This window comes from Micromonospora sp. CMU55-4, from assembly GCF_011602315.1.
GTDB lineage: Bacteria > Actinomycetota > Actinomycetes > Mycobacteriales > Micromonosporaceae > Micromonospora > Micromonospora chalcea.
The window spans coordinates 158915-175872 of record NZ_JAAOLH010000008.1 but is presented as its reverse complement, the minus strand read 5'-3'; the positions used below and the strand labels follow the sequence as shown (position 1 = coordinate 175872).

The window sequence follows — 16958 nt, the reverse complement described above, 5'->3', positions numbered from 1 at the left end:
TCGGTCGATGTCTCGCGCATGATGATGGTCATCATCAGCCACCCGGATCGACGGGTACGGCTGTCCTGATCACATCCGCCCGTCCCGAAGGGACGGCCGCTGGACACGGGGAGAGCATTCAGTGTCACGTCATGGCGCGCTGCGCCGCTCCGCGCTGGTGGGGCTTGCCCTCACCTCCGCGACCTCCATCATCTGCGCCGCCACCGGCGGCGCCGCCTCGGCCGACCCGGCCGGCCCGAAGCGTGCCCCGGTCCGGGGCGCCGACACCGCCGCGGCGGTACCCGGCCGCTACATCGTCGTCCTCAAGGACGGCAAGGCCGGTCCCGCCAAGGTGAAGTCCACCGCGTCGGCCCTCGCCGGCGAGCACGGCGGCTCCGTACGTCGGGTGTTCGGCAAGGCGCTGTCCGGCTACTCCGCCAGCATGGACCGCCGGCAGGCGGAGCGCCTCGCCGCGGACCCGGCCGTCGCCTACGTGCAGCAGGTCCAGCGCTACCAGGCCACCGGCACCCAGACCACCCCGCCGTGGGGGCTGGACCGGATCGACCAGTCGCGGACGAAGACCGACGGCCGGTACACCTACCCGGCGACCGGCGCCGGAGTGACCGCCTACGTCATCGACACCGGCATCGACATCGACCACGAGGACTTCGGCGGCCGGGCCCGCAACGGCTACGACGCGGTGGAGTCCGACGACGTGGCGCAGGACTGCGACGGCCACGGCACGCACGTGGCCGGCACGATCGGCGGCACGAAGTACGGGGTCGCCAAGGACGTCGCGCTCGTCGCCGTACGGGTGCTCGACTGCGACGGCGGCGGCAGCAGCGAACAGGTGCTCGCCGGCATCGACTGGGTCACCTCGCACGCCACCGGGCCGTCGGTGGCCAACATGAGCCTCGGCTTCGGGGGCATCGACCAGGCGGTGAACGACGCGGTCGCCCGCTCCATCGCCTCCGGCATCACCTACGCCGTCGCGGCCGGCAACAGCATGCAGGACGCCTGCGGCGAGTCACCGGCGCGGGTGCCGGCGGCCATCACCGTCGGCGCCACCGACCAGATCGACTTCCGGGCCTGGTTCTCCAACTACGGCACCTGCCTGGACACCTTCGCGCCGGGCACCGGCATCGTCTCGGCCAAGGCCGGCACCGCCACCGGCACGGAGACGATGAACGGCACGTCGATGGCCTCCCCGCACGTGGCGGGCGCCGCGGCGCTGGTGCTGGAGGCACACCCGGGCTGGACCCCGCAGCAGGTGCGCGACTCGGTCGTGGGCACGAGCGTCAGCGGCGCGGTGCACGACATCATGGGCTCGCCCGACCGGCTGCTGCACGTCGGCGACGCGGTGGTGGCGCGCGAGTCGTACGGCCTCAAGGCCCGCGGCAACGGCCTGTACGTGACGGCGGAGAGCGGCGGCAACCGGCCGCTGATCGCGCGCGGCACCGAGGTCGGCGCCTGGGAGCGGTACGACGTGGTGGACGCCGGCAACGGCTACTACGGCCTGCGTGCCGTCACGAACAACCTGTTCGTCACCGCCGAGAGCGGCGGCAACCGGCCGCTGATCGCCCGGTCCGCCGCGATCGGCGACTGGGAGAAGTTCCAGATCGTCACGAACACCGACGGCTCGGTCAGTCTGAAGGCCGTCACAAACGGCAAGTACGTCACCGCCTCGAACACCACCAACCCGCTGATCGCCAGCAAGACCACCATCGGCGCGGCGGAGAAGTTCGACTTCGACGCGGCGCCCCCGGTGGTCGGCATCAAGGCGGTGGCAAACGGCAACTACGTGACCACCGAGAGCGGCGGCACCCGGCCCCTGATCGCCCGGGCCGCGACCGTCGGGGCCTGGGAGCGGTACGAGGTCGTCAGCGTGGGCGACGGGTTCTTCGCCCTGCGCGCGCTGGCGAACAACCAGTTCGTCACGGCGGACGCCGGCGGCAACCGGGCGCTGATCGCGAAGGCCACCGTGATCGACGCCTGGGAGGTCTTCGACTTCCTCGACTACAACACCGACGGCTCGGTCTACCTGCGGGCGAACGCCAACGGCAAGGCGGTCACCGCCGGCGCGACCGGGGGCAGCCAGCTCATCGCCAGCCGCGTCATCGACTGGAACAGCGAGACCCTGGGCCTGAGCACCGGCGAGAAGTTCGTCTTCGCCGCGCTCTGACCCGCCACACCGAAACGGCGCCCGCCGGCTCCCCGAGGGGAGACCCGGCGGGCGCCGTCGTTCGTCACGCGTCGACGGTGCTGCCGTCCACAGTGCTCTTGCCGTTGTTCTGCGCGCTGCTGCCCAGCCGCGCCAGCAGCCCGGCCAGGTCGATGCCGGTGAGGTCGCTGCCCAGCTGGAGACCCTGGGCGACGTTCCCGGCCACCGACTTGGTCAGCGACGACGCGCCGTCGGTGGAGATCACCGTCATCTTGTCGATCGCGCCGATCGGGGCGCTGGCCGCGCCGACCACCTCGGGCAGCACCTTGACCAGCAGGTCCAGGACGGCCGCCTCGCCGTACGCGGCGAACGCCTCGGCCTTGCGGGCCATCGCGTCGGCCTCGGCCTGACCCTTGGCGAGGATGGCCGCCGCCTCGGCCTGGCCCTCCCGCTCGACCGCCTCGGCGATCGCGGAACGCCGGCGCTGCTCCGCCTCGCCCTCCTTGGCGCCCTCGATCGCGTTCGCCTCGGCCAGCGCGGCCCGGCGGGCCCGCTCGCCCTCACCGGTGAGGCGGGCCTGCTCGGCGGCGGCCTGCGCGGCGGCGATGGTCGCCTGCCGCTGCGCGTCGGCGTTGAGCACCGCCGCGTTGCGGTTCGCCTCGGCCTCCTGCTCCACCTTGTACCGGGCCGCGTCGGCCGGCTTGCGCACCTCGGTGTCGAGCTGGCGCTGCTTCAGCTCGGCGTTGCGCTCGGCCACCTTCTGCTGCTCGGAGAGGATCGCCTGGTCCCGCTCGGCCTGGGCGAGCGGCCCGGCCGCCGCCGACTTCGCCTTGGCCGCGTCGATCTCGGCCTGGATGCCGGCCTGCTTGAGCGCCAGGTTCCGGTTCGCCTCGGCGATCGCCTCCTCGGCGAGCAGCCGCTCCTGCTCGGCCTGCTGGCGGGCCCGCGCCTCGGCGATGGCCGCGTCCTTGAGCACCCGGGCCGCCTCCGGCCGGCCCAGGTCCTGCAGGTAGGAGCCCTCGGCCAGGATGTCCTGGAGCTGGAACGTGTCCAGCACCAGGCCCTGGTTGGTCATCGAGTGCTCGGCCTCCTCGGCGACCGCGCTGGCGAACGCCGCCCGGTCCCGGATGATCTCCTCGACGGTGAGCCGCCCGACGATCGAGCGGAGCGCACCGGCCAGCACCTCGCGGGTGAAGTTGTCGATCTCCTCCTGCTGGTTCAGGAAACGCTGGGCGGCGGCGCGGATCGCGTCCTCGGTGCCGCCGACCTTGACGATCGCGACGCCGTGCAGCTCGGTGCGGATGCCCTGCTTGCTCACCGCGCCGCGGATGCTGACGTCGATCCGGCGGCTGGACAGGTCGAGCGACTGGAGCTTCTGCACCACCGGCAGGACGAACACCGAGGCGCCGAGCACGACCTTCTGCCCGGACATGTCGGTGGAGCGGGCTCCGTCGGCGGTCTGGGTGGTGCGGCCCTTGCGGCCGGTGACGATGAACGCCTGGTTCGGCCCGGCCACCTTGATCCGGGACAACACGAAGAGTACGAGGACGACGGCGAGGAGGACCGCGCCGCCGATGGCGACGAGCAGGGGCATGGGCATTCCCGTCTGTTGGTGTCAGTAGGTCTCGACGTGCACGCTGGTCTCGCTCAGTGCTTCGACCACGAAGATCCGGGTGCCGACCGGGATCGGCCCGTCGGCGCGGGCGTTGAGCTTCACCGGCTGGCCGGCGAGGCGTACCCGCACCTCGCCGTAGCCGCCGCTGGGGATCGGCGTCACCACCAGGCCGATCGCGCCGGCCAGGTGGTCGCGGGTGGGGGTGGCGTCGGTGCGCATGTTGCGGGCCGCGCGACTGAGCCGGGCCGCCAGCCAGCCGGTGGGCACGGCGGCGAGCGCGCCGCCGGCCACCGCCGCCGCGATCATCCCGGGGGTACGCCCGCCGAGCAGCTCGTTGACGATCGCGGCGCCGAAGCCGAACGCGCCGGTGAACCCGGCGGCCGCCTCCAGCGACACCGGCCCGTCGACGTCCGGCTGGCCGAGGTGGAGCACTCCCGAGCCGAGCAGGGCGAGCGTCAGCACGCCCACACCGACCCCGCCGATGATCAGGAAGATGAGCGTCCCGGTGGCCATGACCTGCACGGTATCGACGCCGTGCAACATCCACTACGTCCAGCAGAGGTTCAGCGCCGGGTCAGCGCGGCGCGATCGTCACCTCGGCGAGGGCGAGGTCCTCCGGCAGCGGCTGACGCACGAGTTCGCGGCCGGTGGTGTCGGCGAGCACGAAGTCCCGCGACCCGTACGGCCGCCGGTAGAGCAGGCGGTCGTCGCCGACCCAGACGACGTCGGCCACCGGCAACGGGTTCACCACCCGGCCGGTCGCCGCCTCCACGAGCAGCGGCTCCTTCTGCCCCTGCACCACCACCAGCCGCCCGTCCGGTGACCACGCCCACGGCCCGGCCGGGTCGCCCGGCAGCGGCTCGAACCGGGTGGGCCGGCCGCTGTCGGCGGCGAAGAACTGCACGCCCCGGCGGGGGTGCCGGATCGCCTCGGACCGAGGCCCGTTCGGGTCGGTCTGCTGGAGCAGCACCTCCCGTCCGTCGCGGGACCAGAGGAAGAAGCACGAGTCGGTGCAGGGGTAGCGGGCGGTGTCGACGGCGTGGGACCGCGTGGTGCCGGCGACGCTCAGCACGACGAAACCGGGGTGACCGACCCGGTTACTGGTGAACAGCAGGCTGCGGCCGTCCGGCGACCAGTTCGGCGAGCCCAGCGCGCGGCCCGGCTCGTACCAGCGGGTGGTGCCCCGGACCACGTCGACCAGGCCGACCTGCCGGGGCCGGTCGTCGTCCCAGACCGCCACCAGCGAGCCGGTGGGCGCGGGCAGGACGGCGTCGTAGCGGCCGTTGCCGAAGTACCGGCCGCGTCCCCGGTCGAGCAGGTACGACGGCCCGGCGCCGCCCGCCCTCGCCTGCGTGCCGGTGACCACCCAGTCGCCGGGCAGCACCAGCGGCCCGTCCGCCCAGTCCGGTCCGGGCGCCGACCTGATGACAGGCGACGGGTCGACGGTGACCGGCGGCGCGGTCGGCGGCGGGGCGGGACGCGGCCGGAGCAGGACGAACGGCAGCGCCACCGCGACCACGGCGACGACCGCGGCAGCGGCGGTGCCCACCCGCCGTCGGCGGCGCAGCCTGCGGCCCCGGCCGAGCGCGCGCCACGCCAGGTCCGGCGCGGGCGCGGCGCCGTCGGCGAGATCGTGTACGGCCGTCCGCAGCGTCTCGTCCAGCGACGTGCTCATCGGGTCACCTCCGTCCGGTTCGTCAGCCCGTCCAGCCCCGGCACCAGCTTCCGGAGGCGGGCCAGCGCCTTGGTGCTCTGGCTGGCCACGGTGCCGGGGCGGCAGCCGAGCAGCGCGGCTGTCTGCTCGACGCTCAGGTCCTCCAGGTAGCGCAGGGTGAGCACGGCCCGCTGGCGCGGCGGCAGTGTCCGCAGCGCGTCCCGCACCAGCAGCCGCAGGTCGCTGTCGTCGCCGGCGGCCGGTCGCTCCGGCAGTTCGGCCACCGGCACCTCCGCGCGTCGCGCCCGCCGCCGCCAGCCGGAGACCTGGTCGTGGTAGAGGATCCGTTTCACGTACGGCTCCGCGTCGCCGTGGATCCGGGGCCACCGGACGTACGCCTTGGCCAGCGCGTTCTGCAGCAGATCCTCCGCCGCGTGCTGGCTGCCGGCCAGCGCGTAGGCGACCCGCAGCAGGGCCGCTCCCCGCTCGTTGACGAACGCGGTGAACTCCCCGTCGACCTCTGCCACCGTCCACCTCCGCATCTCCAGACGCCCGGGGCGGGGAAATCTTTGCCCGTCGCGCGACAATGGGTGGCATGCGCTGGACAGTGCTCGACTCACCGATCGGGGAGTTCTCCGTCGGCACCGACGACGACGCGGTGCGCGGCGCGCACTTCGGCCGGGTGGACGGGGCGGCCGACGAGCCCGGCGACGCGGTGGCGCGGCTGGCGGTGACGGAGCTGCGGGCGTACTTCGCCGGTGAGCTGACCGAGTTCACGGTGCCGGTGTCGGCCCCGCGCGGCTCGGAGTTCGAACGCGCGGTCTGGCGGGAGATGACAGGCATCCCGTACGGGGAGACGAAGACCTACGGCGAGGTGGCGAAGGCGGTCGGCGACCCGGGCGGCGCGCGGGCGGTCGGGGTGGCCTGCAACCGCAATCCGGTACCGGTGATCGTGCCCTGTCACCGGATCGTCGGCGCGGGCGGCAAGCTGGTCGGCTTCGGCGGCGGGCTGCCGCGCAAGGTGACGCTGCTGGAGCTGGAGGCGGCCGTGGCGCTGCGGCGCGCCTGGTCCTGACGTACCCGAAGAAGGAAGGCCGGGTCCGCGCGGACCCGGCCTTCCTTCTTCGGCGTTTCAGCGCGTCAGCGCTCGATCTCGCCGGCGATGAACGCCTCGACGGCGGCGTGCGCGTCGTGGTCGGCGTACTGCTCCGGCGGGGACTTCATGAAGTACGAGGAGGCGGAGAGGATCGGGCCACCGATCTTCCGGTCCAGCGCGATTTTCGCGGCGCGGACGGCGTCGATGATGACACCGGCCGAGTTCGGCGAGTCCCACACCTCGAGCTTCAGCTCCGCGTTGAGCGGGGTGTCGCCGAAGGAACGGCCCTCCAGGCGGATGTACGCCCACTTGCGGTCGTCCAGCCACGGCACGTGGTCGGACGGGCCGATGTGCACGTCGCTCTTCTGCATCTCGTGCGGGATCTGGGAGGTCACCGACTGGGTCTTCGAGATCTTCTTCGAGACCAGGCGGTTGCGCTCCAGCATGTTCATGAAGTCCATGTTGCCGCCGAAGTTGAGCTGGTACGTGCGCAGCAGCTCGACCCCGCGGTCCTCGAAGAGCTTCGCCAGGGCGCGGTGCACGATCGTGGCGCCGACCTGGCTCTTGATGTCGTCGCCGACGATCGGCAGGCCGGCGTCGGTGAACTTCTTCGCCCACTCCGGGTCGGAGGCGATGAAGACCGGCAGGGCGTTCACGAACGCGCAGCCGGCGTCGATCGCGGCCTGGGCGTAGAACTTGTCGGCCTCCTCGGAGCCCACCGGGAGGTAGGAGACGACCACGTCGACCTGCGCGTCGCGCAGCGCCTGCGCCACGTCGACCGGCTTGGCGTCCGACTCCTCGACGATCTCGCGGTAGTACTGGCCGAGACCGTCGAAGGTCGGGCCGCGCTGCACGGTGACGCCGGTCGGCGGCACGTCGCACAGCTTGATCGTGTTGTTCTCGCTGGCGACGATCGCCTCCGCGAGGTCCATGCCCACCTTCTTGGCGTCCACGTCGAACGCCGCGACGAACTTCACGTCGGATACGTGGTAGTCGCCGAAGGTGACGTGCATGAGACCCGGGACGCGGTCGTTCGGGTCGGCGTTCCGGTAGTACTCCACGCCCTGGACCAGGGACGAGGCGCAGTTACCCACACCGACGATGGCGACGCGGACGGAGCCCATAGCGTCTGCCTCCTTCTTCTTCATCACGGCCGCTCTGTCCTGGACGTTCCAGGCGTGGGCGGGCTGTCGTTGTCTCGTCGGCCGTCGGCCGTCCCGGTTCGCGGGTCGGCCGGGGCCCGGCCGGAGCGCTCGTTGGCGATGAGCTCCTCCAGCCAGCGGACTTCGCGCTCACAGGCGTCGAGCCCGTGGCGTTGCAGTTCCAGGGTGTACGCGTCGAGTCGCTCGGCTGCCCGGCCGAGCACGTCACGAAGACCTTCGCGACGTTCCTCGATCTTGCGACGACGACCTTCCAGGATCCGGAGCCGGGTGGCCTGGTCGGTCCGGGCGAAGAACGCGAAGTGCACCCCGAAGCCCGTGTCGTCGTACGTCTCGGGTCCAGCCTGCGCTATCAGCTGGGCGAAGCGTTCCTTGCCCTCCGCGGTAATGGTGTAGACCACCCGACCACGTCGGCTGGTCAGCGCGGGAACCTCCTCGGCGGTCGCGGGTGTCTCAGCGGCTTCGGTGATCCATCCCGCCGCCTGCAGCCGGCGCAGGGTCGGGTAGAGCGAGCCGTAGCTGATCGCCGCCCGGATGGCGCCGAGCTTGGCGGTCAGCTCCTTGCGCAGTTCGTAGCCGTGCATCGGCGCCTCCTGCAGGAGGCCGAGGATGGCGAGCTCGAGCACGGGCCATCCCTTCTTTCCCCCTGCGCGGAGCACTAACCACCGCGATGTATCGGACCGATACATCGCACGTTAGCGGACGCCGATGTACGGGGCAAACCCTGTCTTACGCGACGTGATCATCACGCATCGTGACCATGGTCGCCTGGGTTCGTCGGAGCGCGTACCCTTTGCCGCATGCGTACGCAGCGCCAGGTCGTCGACTACTCGCTCCAGAAGCGGGCGGTGCTGCGTGAACTGCTCGCCGGGCGGATCGGCACGTACGACGTCTGCGACGCCTCGCCGTACCTGAAGAACGCTGCGCGCTTCCACGGCGAGCCGACCGATCACCGCTGCCCGATCTGCCGCAGCGAGAACCTGATCCACGTCCACTACATTTACGGTGACGAACTCAAGCAGTCGGCCGGCCAGGCGCGTACCCGGGCCGAGTTGCCCGTCCTGGCCATGACGCTGCGTGAGTTCCAGGTGTTCGTGGTGGAGGTCTGCCCCGGCTGCGACTGGAACCATCTCGTCGAGCAGTTCCTGCTCGGCCGGGACGGTCTCGTGGGCGAGGCGGAGGGCGCGGAGGATTCCGTCGCGGCCAACGGCTCCACCCCTCGGCGAAGGCGAGAGGCGCAACGGTGAACGTGGCTGTCCCGATCTCTGCCGGCCCATTCCCCGGGTGGCGGAATCGACAGCCCTTAGACGTAATTAGTCCGAATAGATCGGATTTGACGGGCAACCGCGGGCACGGCCGGCGGGTAACGTCCCGTGTTCCAGCTCACGGCAACCCGGTGGCGGCGCCCCCGCGCCCCACCGCGACCGGCAGGGTGTGAGGAATGAACTACGGCGATCCCAGTTCTTCGCGTGGGCGGGCCCAGATCCCGGGCCCGAACGGCGACCCCGGTTCCGAGTGGAACCAGGGCGGGAACGGTTGGTCCGGCTCCCCGGACGGCGGCGCCTCGGCGCGCGCCTCCGCGACACCGTACGGCTCGGGCGGCCGGGCCTCGGTCGGTGGCGCCGCTCCGGCGCCGCGCCCGGCATCGGGCTCGGCCTCGGTGGGCCGGGCCGGCGCGGGCGGCCGCGCCTCGGTGCCCGTCTCGCCGGCACCCGGCGCCTCCGGGCGCGCGGGCGCGGGACGGGCGTCGGTTCCGGTCTCCCCGGCCGCTCCGGCCGGACGTGCCGCGGTCGGCGCGGCGAGCGTGGGGGCGGCGAGCGTGGGCGGGCGCGCGAGCGTCGGCGCCCGGGCGAGCGTCGGCGCGGCGGCGGTGGGCGGCCGCGCCCGGGTGCCCGGCTCCGCCGGTGGCGGTCCCGGCGGTCCCGGCGGCCCGACCGGCCCCGGCCGGGGCGGTCGCGGCGAGGACCCGGCGCGCGCGAAGAAGCGCCGCCGGATCAACATGCTGATCGCCGGCTTCGCCGTGTTCATCATGCTCGCCGGCATCGGCGTGGTGAGCTTCACCTGGTACTCCACCAAGGTGGTGCTCCCGGAGGACACGATCCCGCCGCTGTCCACCACGATCTTGGACTCGAGCGGCAAGGCCTTCGCGCGGATCGGTGACCAGAACCGCCAACTCGTCACCATCGACCAGATTCCGGAGCACGTCCAGCACGCGGTGGCCGCGGCGGAGGACCGGAACTTCTACAAGCACTCCGGTGTGGACTACAAGGGCATCACGCGGGCCGCGTGGAACAACCTCACCGGCGGCGACAAGCAGGGCGCCTCGACCATCACCCAGCAGTACGCGCGCAACGCGTTCGACAACCTGAACCAGGACACGTACGGCCGCAAGGTGAAGGAGGCGATCCTCGCCTCCAAGCTGAACGACAAGTACGACAAGCGCGTGATCATGCAGCACTACCTGAACGTCATCTACTTCGGCCGGGGCGCCTACGGCATCCAGTCGGCGGCGCAGACGTACTTCGCCAAGAACGTCAAGGACCTGAACGTCGCCGAGGCCGCGGTGCTCGCCGCCCTGATCAAGCAGCCGGAGCCCAGCGCCACGCACAAGGGCTACGACCCGGCCATCAACGCGCAGGCCGCCGTCGACCGGTGGAACTATGTGATCAACGGCATGATCACGGAGAAGTGGCTGGACGCGCCGAACACGCCGCAGCACCCCACCGAGTACCCGAAGAACATCCAGAAGCCGTCGAAGAGCAGCGCTGGTGGCTACGGCATCGACACCCCGTACGGCAACGTCGTCAACTACGTCTCGCAGGAACTGCGCGAGATGAAGCTCTGCACCGACAACGAGGCCGAGGTGACGGACAAGAAGCCGCTGTGCGCCAAGGCGCTCAGCCGCGGCGGCTACAGGATCACCACCACGATCAACCGGAAGATGCAGGAGGCGGCGCTCGACGCGGCCCAGCGGGCCAGGAAGGGCTCCGAACTCGCCGGCCAGCGGTCGAACCTGATGGCCGCCGTGGTGGCGATCGACCCGAAGACCGGCCGCGTGCTCGCCTACTACGGCGGTGACAACGGCACCGGCACCGACTACGCCGGAAAGAACGTCGACAACGGCGTCGTGAGCGGTGGCCACTCACCGGGTTCGAGCTTCAAGATCTACACGCTCGCCGCGGCGCTCAAGGAAGGCATCTCGCTCAAGTCCCGGTGGAAGGGCACGGCCTTCACGCCGAAGGGCACCAAGTTCAAGGTCAGCAACGCCGGCGCGGACAAGGTCTCCTGCGGTGACTCCTGCACGCTCGAACTGTCGACGCTGAAGTCGCTGAACGTGCCGTTCTACTACATCACCGAGCAGATCGGCCCGGACAAGGTGCTCGACATGGCCAAGCAGGCCGGCGTCACCACGATGTGGCAGACCGACACCAACCCGGCCAAGGCGCACGACCTGACCAAGGCCGACCCGAAGGACCTGGCACCGTCGCCGTTCTTCCACGTCCTCGGGTACGGCCAGTACCCGATCACGGTGCTCGACCACGCCAACGGCGTCGCCACGTTCGCGAACCAGGGCATGTACCACAAGGCGCACTTCATCCGGAAGGTGGAGAAGCAGAACCCGGACACGGGTAAGTGGGACCTGGTCGGCGCGGAGAAGCTCAAGGGGCAGCAGCGGATCGACAAGGACATCGTCGCCGACGTCACCTCCGTGCTCAAGCAGTACCCGGCCCAGATCAACAAGCGGCTCGACGACGGCCGTCAGGTGGCCGAGAAGACCGGCACCTGGGAACTCGGCGACAAGACCACCCGCAACGGCGACGCCTGGATGATCGGCTACACGCCGCAACTCGCCACCGCGGTATGGGTCGGCAACGTCAAGGACCGCAAGCCGATCCAGTACAAGGACGGCCGGGACATCAGCGGCGCCCGGATGCCGGGTGACATCTTCAAGCGCTTCATGGACGACGCGCTCAAGGGCAAGGACAAGGAAGAGTTCCCGCCCGCGGCGAACGTCGGCAAGGACGACGCCGGCAACGGCGAGGCCCCGCCGCCGCCGGCGAACGAGCCGGGCCAGCCGGGCGGACCGGGCTGCGACCCGCTGGGCCTGTTCTGCCCCGGCGGTACGCCCGGCGGCGGCAACCCCGGCGGCGGCGACCAGGGTGGTAACCCCGGCGGGGGCGGGCTACCCGGTGGCGGCGGACGCCCCGGCGGTGGTGGCGGCGGTGGCGGGCTGCTACCGAGCACGCCACCGACACGCCAGAACTGACGCGCACGACCTGACGGCGGCGGCCGGACCCGAGCGGTCCGGCCGCCGCCGGCGTTTCGCGTACCGGAATTTCTCCGCGCGCGACGGGACGGCGACCCCCTGTGTACGGCAGGATGCCTCTCCATGAGCACCCAGTCGCCCGCAGGCATCGATGAGCCCGGCGCGTCCGAGGCGGCGCCGCGATCGGCCGAGACGATTGACCACCCGTCCCGCTCGGACTGGTTCGTCCGCGGCGCCTCCGGTCTGATCGGGGGGCCGCTCGGCGACCACGCCGCCGCCCTGGACCGGCCGGCCGACCGCGAGAGCCGGTTCTGGACCGCCGGCCGGATCGTGCTGGCGCTGGTCTGCCTGACGCTGGCACTGCACTGGGTGCAGAAATCCCCCTGCCAGGACGGCGCGTGGCAGAACAACATCCAGTACACCCGCATGTGCTATACCGACGTGCTGGCGCTCTACTACGCCGAAGGGCTCAACGAGGGCAAGGTGCCCTACGCCGACCACCCGGTGGAGTACCCGGTGCTGACCGGCTACTTCATGGGCGCGCTCGGCCTGCCGGTGCACGCCCTCGGCGTCGACAACCCCGCCATCAACCAGGGGCAGTGGTTCTACAACCTCAACGCGCTGGTGCTCGGCGCGCTCGCCGTCGCCACCGTCGCGGTCATCCTCAGCCTGCGCCGCCGACGACCCTGGGACGCCGCGTTGTTCGCGCTCTCCCCGGCCCTGGTGCTCACCGCCACCGTCAACTGGGACCTGCTCGCCATCGGCCTGGCCGCGTTCGGCCTGCTGGCCTGGGCGCGCGCCCGCCCCGACCGGTACGCGATGCTGCTGCCCGCGGTGGCGGGCGTCCTGATCGGACTCGGCGGCGCGGCCAAGATGTGGCCGCTGTTCCTCCTCGGCCCGATCCTGGTGCTCGCGCTACGGGCCGGAAAACTGGCCGCCGGGCTCGTCGCCACCGCCACCGCACTGGTGTCCCTCGTGGCGGTCAACCTGCCCGTGGCGATCCCCTACCGGGAGAACTGGGAACGCTTCTTCGACCTGAACACCACACGACCCATCGACTGGGGCACGCTCTGGTACATCGGCCGCTACCTGGACGGCCGGATCAGCCCGTCCGCACCCGGCGAACTCGGGCCGTTCGAATGGCTCAACGCCAACATCCCCACGCTCAACTGGGTGTCGTACCTGCTCTTCGGGCTGGCCTGCCTCGGCGTGGCCGGGCTGGCGCTGCTGGCGCCGCGCCGGCCCCGGCTGGCCCAGCTCGCCTTCCTGGTGGTCGCCGCGTTCCTCATCTTCAGCAAGGTCTGGTCCCAGCAGTTCGTGCTCTGGCTGCTGCCGCTCGCGGTGCTCGCCCGGCCGCGCTGGGGCGCGTTCCTCGCCTGGCAGATCGCCGAGGTCGGCTACTTCGCCGCGTTCTACGGCGAACTGCTCGGCACCGCCATGTCCCGGCCCGTCTTCCCCGAGGGCGTCTTCGTGCTGGCGTCGAGCCTGCGCCTGATCACCGTGGCGGTGCTCTGCGGGTTCGTCATCCGGGACATCGTGCGGCCCGAACTCGACGCGGTCCGGCAGACCTACGCCGACGACCCCGACGGCGGGGTGCTCGACGGCGCGCCCGACGCGCCCTGGCACCAGCGCTGGCGGGCGCGCGCCGCCGAACAGCCCGCCGAACCCGTGCCGGTGTGACCGAGACGGTCGTGTTCCGGTCTACAGCCGGAACACGACCGCCTCGCCGACCTGCTCCCGGGCCACGCCCAGCGCGTCGACCGGCCGGTCCAGCATCCCCTCCCACGGGGTGCCCTCCAGCTCGTCGCGCAACACCACCACGTTCTTCACGCCGATCTGCCGCAGGTAGTCGACGCTCGCGTAGTCCGGGAAGCTGACAGTGGCCTCGCGGATCCGGGCCTGGGACCGGGGCGTGAAGCCGCTGCCGCCGTTGACCATCGGCTGGAACCGGTCGGTGGACCAGAGCATCACCGGCTGATCCAGGTTCTGACTGCTCGGCAGCACGAGCATCGGCCCGTCCACGGTCCGCAGCGCCGCCGGCTGCCGCGGCACCACCGGCTGCGGCGTGGCGTTCAACCCCTCCACCAGCACCAGAGCCAACGGCAGCAGCGTCGCCAGCCGCAGCCACGGACCCGGCCACGGCGGTACCCGCTCGGCGGCCAGCTCGCGTACCCGTATGCAGAACGCGGTGACCGCGCCCGCCGCGAGCAGGCCAAGCAGCAGCGTGGTCCAGAGCATCATCCGGCCCGGCGTGCGCAGCCCGCTCCAGCCCGGCAGATAGTCGAACAACGGCACGTAGGTGAACCGGCCGCCGAAGAACCGGGTGCCCATCGCCAGCGCCATCGTGACGAGCACACCGGCGAGCAGGAAGATCCGGTGCCGGACCCGCCACACCGAGAAGAACAGCCCCCCGGCGGCGAGCGCGTAGAGCACGAAGCCCGGCAGCAACGTCATCTCCGGATGCCAGGGCAGCACGGCCCGGGCACCCTCGTGCAGACCACCCCAGACCCGGGACTCGGCCGGCGCGGTGAAGAACCCGCTCGCCGGCGGCGAGTAGAGCCCGATGTCGCCGATCGTGCGCTCCGCGTTCGGGTGCAGCTCGGCGACCTTGAAGTAGGGCACCGCCAGCGCCGCGCCCACCGCCGCGAAGACGAGGCCGCCCAGCACGTCGGCCAGGAACAGCCGCCGGCCGAACGGGCGCTTCACCTTGCGCCGCCGCACGAACCACAGCACCACCGAGACCAGGACCACCCCGGCCAGCATGTACGCGAACGGCAGCCCGATGCCGAAGCCGAGACTGAGCTGCCACGCGGCCACCAGCCACCCGGCGAACGCCCAGCCCGCGTGCCGGCGGCGCGGCCGGTACCCGTACCGCAGTGACCAGCCGTGCCCCCGGGCCAGCATGGCCAGCGCCAACGGGATGCCGCCGTTGGAGATGATGTGCAGGTGGCCGGCCTGGGCCAGCAGCCACGGCGCGTAGGCGAAGCTCGCCCCGGCCACCGCGCCGCCGATCCGGCCCGCGCCGAGCTGCCGGGCCAGCGCGTACGCGCCGAACGCGGCGAGCGCGTGCGCCAGCACGAACATGATGTTGTAGCGCAGCACGGCGTGCTCCGGGCCGACCCCGATCAGGCCGGCCGGGGCGTACCCGAGGAGCGTGTCGGAGAACGCGAAGCTCCAGTTCTCCGGATAGAACGTGTTCGAGTGCCACAGCTGCGCCGGGTTCGTCCGCAGGATGTGGCCGGACCAGGCCATCTGCCACGCCTGCAGGCTCGGGTCCCAGTAGTCCTGCGGCAGCGTGTGCCGCGGATAGCGCAGCGTGGGCCAGGTCATCGCCGCCGCCAGCGCCAGCGCGGCGACGACGGCGAGCGTCCACTCGTGCACCAGGAACCGGCCCACGGCGCGGACGGCCCGGCGGGGGCGGCCGAGCACCGGCTCGGGCGCCGGACCGAACGCGGACCACGGGTCGGCCGGCTCGTCGTCGCCCGTACCGTCCTGCTTCGCGGCGTCGCTCTTCTCCGCGGCGTCGCCGTCCTTCTTGGCGGCGTCCGCTCTGTCCCGGGCCTCGGCTTCGGTCCCGGCTTCGGTCCCGGCTTCGGTCCCGGCTTCGGTTCCGGCCTCCGCCTTGTCGGCGGTGCTCGTCTTGTCGGCGGTGCTCGCCGCGCCTGCCGCCTTCGCCGCGCCGGTGCGGCGAGCCTTGCGGGTCCGCTTCGCCTTGCCGGCACTCGTCACCGTGCCCGCGGTGTCGTCCTCACCGGAGCTGTCCGCGCCGGACGCGCGCTCGTCGGGCGAGCCGCTCCCCGGCCCGGCCCCGGCCGCGTCGTCCGGCGGGTTCTTCGCGCCGGTCCCGTCCGCCCGGGTCTCGGCGCCGGACCGGCGGCCGGTCGTGCCGGACTTCTCGGCGGTCACTCCGCCGCACCCAACTGCCCGCGCAGGAACGCGATGTCGGCGGCCTGGCCCTCGACGCCGCCGGGGGTCTCCACGATCACCGGCGCGCCTGCCGCGCGGATCACCGCCACCAGCAGCTCCGGATCGATGGTGCCGCCGGTCAGGTTGTCGTGCCGGTCCTGACCGGAGTTGAAGGCGCCCTTCGAGTTGTTCGCGTGGATCAGGTCGATCCGGCCGGTGATCGCCTTCACCCGGTCGACCAGGCCCAGCAGCTCCTCGCCGCCCGCGTGGGCGTGGCAGGTGTCGAGGCAGAAGCCGACCTCGTGGTCGCCGAGCGCGTCCCAGAGCCGGGCCAGCGAGTCGAGGTGCCGGGCACAGGCGTTGTCACCACCGGCGGTGTTCTCGATCAGCACCGGGAGCGGGAATCCGCCGGACTCCGCCGCGTACGCGAAGGTCTTGCGCCAGTTGTCGAAGCCGACGGCGACGTCCTGGCCGGCGTTGACGTGGCCGCCGTGCACGATCAGGCCCTTGGCGCCGACGGCCGCCGCGGCGGTGGCGTGGGCGAGCAGCAGCTTGCGGCTGGGGATGCGGATCCGGTTGTTGAGCGTGGCCACGTTGATCACGTACGGCGCGTGCACGTAGAGGTCGACGTCGGCGGCGCGCAGGCGCTCGGCGTCCTCGCGCGGCTTCGGGGCCTTCCAGCCCTGCGGGTCGGCCAGGAAGAACTGCACCGCCTCGGCCTGCCGGGCGGCCGCCTCGGCCAGCGGGTCGGTCGGATCGACGTGGGCTCCGATTCGCATGCAGGGCAGCCTACGTCGCGCCTGCGACGGTCGCCGCGCTCGCCGGAGGCGCCCGGCGGGTCGGAGGCGTCACCACCCGGCCCGGCGGTCGTTGTCCGAGGTGGGATCGATGGTCGACGCTCCGCCCGGACGTGGTCCACAGCACGTACGGGTGAGGGGGCCGACGCCCGGTGACGGGACGCCCCGGCGTGCGGCCCGGCACGACGGGGCGGGATCCATCAGGAATCCGGCACACCAAATGGAAGTCCGGACTAAATCCTCAATTTACCCCAAGTGGTGACGAGAGCCATTGTATGGTCAGCACAGGTGACAACACGATAAAGCTCCGCGGGGCGTCTTCG

General features: G+C 71.9%; 13 protein-coding genes. 5 read left to right on the top strand and 8 right to left on the bottom strand.

Annotated elements, in window-relative coordinates; translation table 11 throughout:
• Positions 1 to 121 precede the first annotated feature (121 nt).
• A complete protein-coding gene (locus tag HA073_RS16360; protein WP_043327694.1) occupies positions 122 to 2161 on the top strand; it encodes a S8 family serine peptidase in 2040 nt (679 codons plus the stop codon).
• 64 nt (positions 2162 to 2225) lie between these two features.
• On the opposite strand, the gene HA073_RS16355 is transcribed toward HA073_RS16360, so the two are convergent.
• Genes HA073_RS16355 through HA073_RS16340 form a run of 4 tightly spaced genes read right to left on the bottom strand, consistent with a single transcriptional unit; the run spans position 2226 to position 5936 of the window.
• A complete protein-coding gene (locus HA073_RS16355; RefSeq protein WP_043327695.1) occupies positions 2226 to 3734 on the bottom strand; it encodes a flotillin family protein in 1509 nt (502 codons plus the stop codon).
• 21 nt (positions 3735 to 3755) lie between these two features.
• Entirely contained in the window at positions 3756 to 4298 is a 543-nt protein-coding gene (locus HA073_RS16350; RefSeq protein WP_043327696.1) for an NfeD family protein, read from the bottom strand.
• 31 nt (positions 4299 to 4329) lie between these two features.
• Positions 4330 to 5430 (bottom strand): PD40 domain-containing protein, encoded by a 1101-nt coding sequence (locus tag HA073_RS16345; protein WP_166456797.1) that lies wholly within the window; start codon positions 5428 to 5430, stop codon positions 4330 to 4332.
• Positions 5427 to 5936 carry a SigE family RNA polymerase sigma factor gene (locus HA073_RS16340; protein ID WP_369799317.1) on the bottom strand — a complete coding sequence of 170 codons (510 nt, stop codon included), beginning with the start codon at positions 5934 to 5936 and terminating at the stop codon, positions 5427 to 5429. The genes HA073_RS16345 and HA073_RS16340 overlap by 4 nt, the downstream gene beginning before the upstream one ends.
• Before the next feature lie 68 nt (positions 5937 to 6004).
• On the opposite strand from HA073_RS16340, the gene HA073_RS16335 reads away from it, so the two are divergent.
• The gene (locus tag HA073_RS16335; protein WP_043327698.1) at positions 6005 to 6484 is read left to right on the top strand and encodes a methylated-DNA--[protein]-cysteine S-methyltransferase; all 480 of its coding nucleotides are present in this window, start codon (positions 6005 to 6007) and stop codon (positions 6482 to 6484) included.
• A 65-nt stretch (positions 6485 to 6549) separates the two neighbouring features.
• Here HA073_RS16335 and HA073_RS16330 read toward each other — a convergent pair whose 3' ends face one another.
• Together HA073_RS16330 and HA073_RS16325 are read right to left on the bottom strand one after the other, a co-directional pair.
• Positions 6550 to 7629, bottom strand: coding sequence for an inositol-3-phosphate synthase (locus HA073_RS16330; protein ID WP_030499482.1), 1080 nt, complete (start codon positions 7627 to 7629; stop codon positions 6550 to 6552).
• A gap of 23 nt (positions 7630 to 7652) precedes the next feature.
• On the bottom strand, positions 7653 to 8291 hold the full coding sequence (locus tag HA073_RS16325; protein ID WP_030499481.1) for a PadR family transcriptional regulator: 639 nt from the start codon (positions 8289 to 8291) through the stop codon (positions 7653 to 7655).
• 174 nt (positions 8292 to 8465) lie between these two features.
• Here HA073_RS16325 and HA073_RS16320 point away from each other — a divergent pair, with 174 nt between their 5' ends.
• The 3 genes from HA073_RS16320 (at position 8466) to HA073_RS16310 (ending at position 13612) form a co-directional block, all read left to right on the top strand.
• Complete coding sequence (locus tag HA073_RS16320; RefSeq protein WP_030499480.1) at positions 8466 to 8912, top strand: DUF5318 domain-containing protein; 447 nt, start codon at positions 8466 to 8468, stop codon at positions 8910 to 8912.
• Between the two features lie 194 nt (positions 8913 to 9106).
• Positions 9107 to 11932, top strand: coding sequence for a transglycosylase domain-containing protein (locus tag HA073_RS16315; RefSeq protein ID WP_166456796.1), 2826 nt, complete (start codon positions 9107 to 9109; stop codon positions 11930 to 11932).
• Positions 11933 to 12055: 123 nt separating this feature from the next.
• Positions 12056 to 13612 (top strand): glycosyltransferase family 87 protein, encoded by a 1557-nt coding sequence (locus HA073_RS16310; RefSeq protein ID WP_166456795.1) that lies wholly within the window; start codon positions 12056 to 12058, stop codon positions 13610 to 13612.
• A 21-nt stretch (positions 13613 to 13633) separates the two neighbouring features.
• Here HA073_RS16310 and HA073_RS16305 read toward each other — a convergent pair whose 3' ends face one another.
• Together HA073_RS16305 and HA073_RS16300 are read right to left on the bottom strand one after the other, a co-directional pair.
• Positions 13634 to 15838: a hypothetical protein gene (locus HA073_RS16305; RefSeq protein WP_309228032.1), complete on the bottom strand. Its 2205-nt coding sequence runs from the start codon at positions 15836 to 15838 to the stop codon at positions 13634 to 13636.
• Positions 15835 to 16617 (bottom strand): deoxyribonuclease IV, encoded by a 783-nt coding sequence (locus tag HA073_RS16300; protein WP_043327701.1) that lies wholly within the window; start codon positions 16615 to 16617, stop codon positions 15835 to 15837. Before HA073_RS16300 ends, HA073_RS16305 begins: the two co-directional genes overlap by 4 nt.
• Positions 16618 to 16958 lie beyond the last annotated feature (341 nt).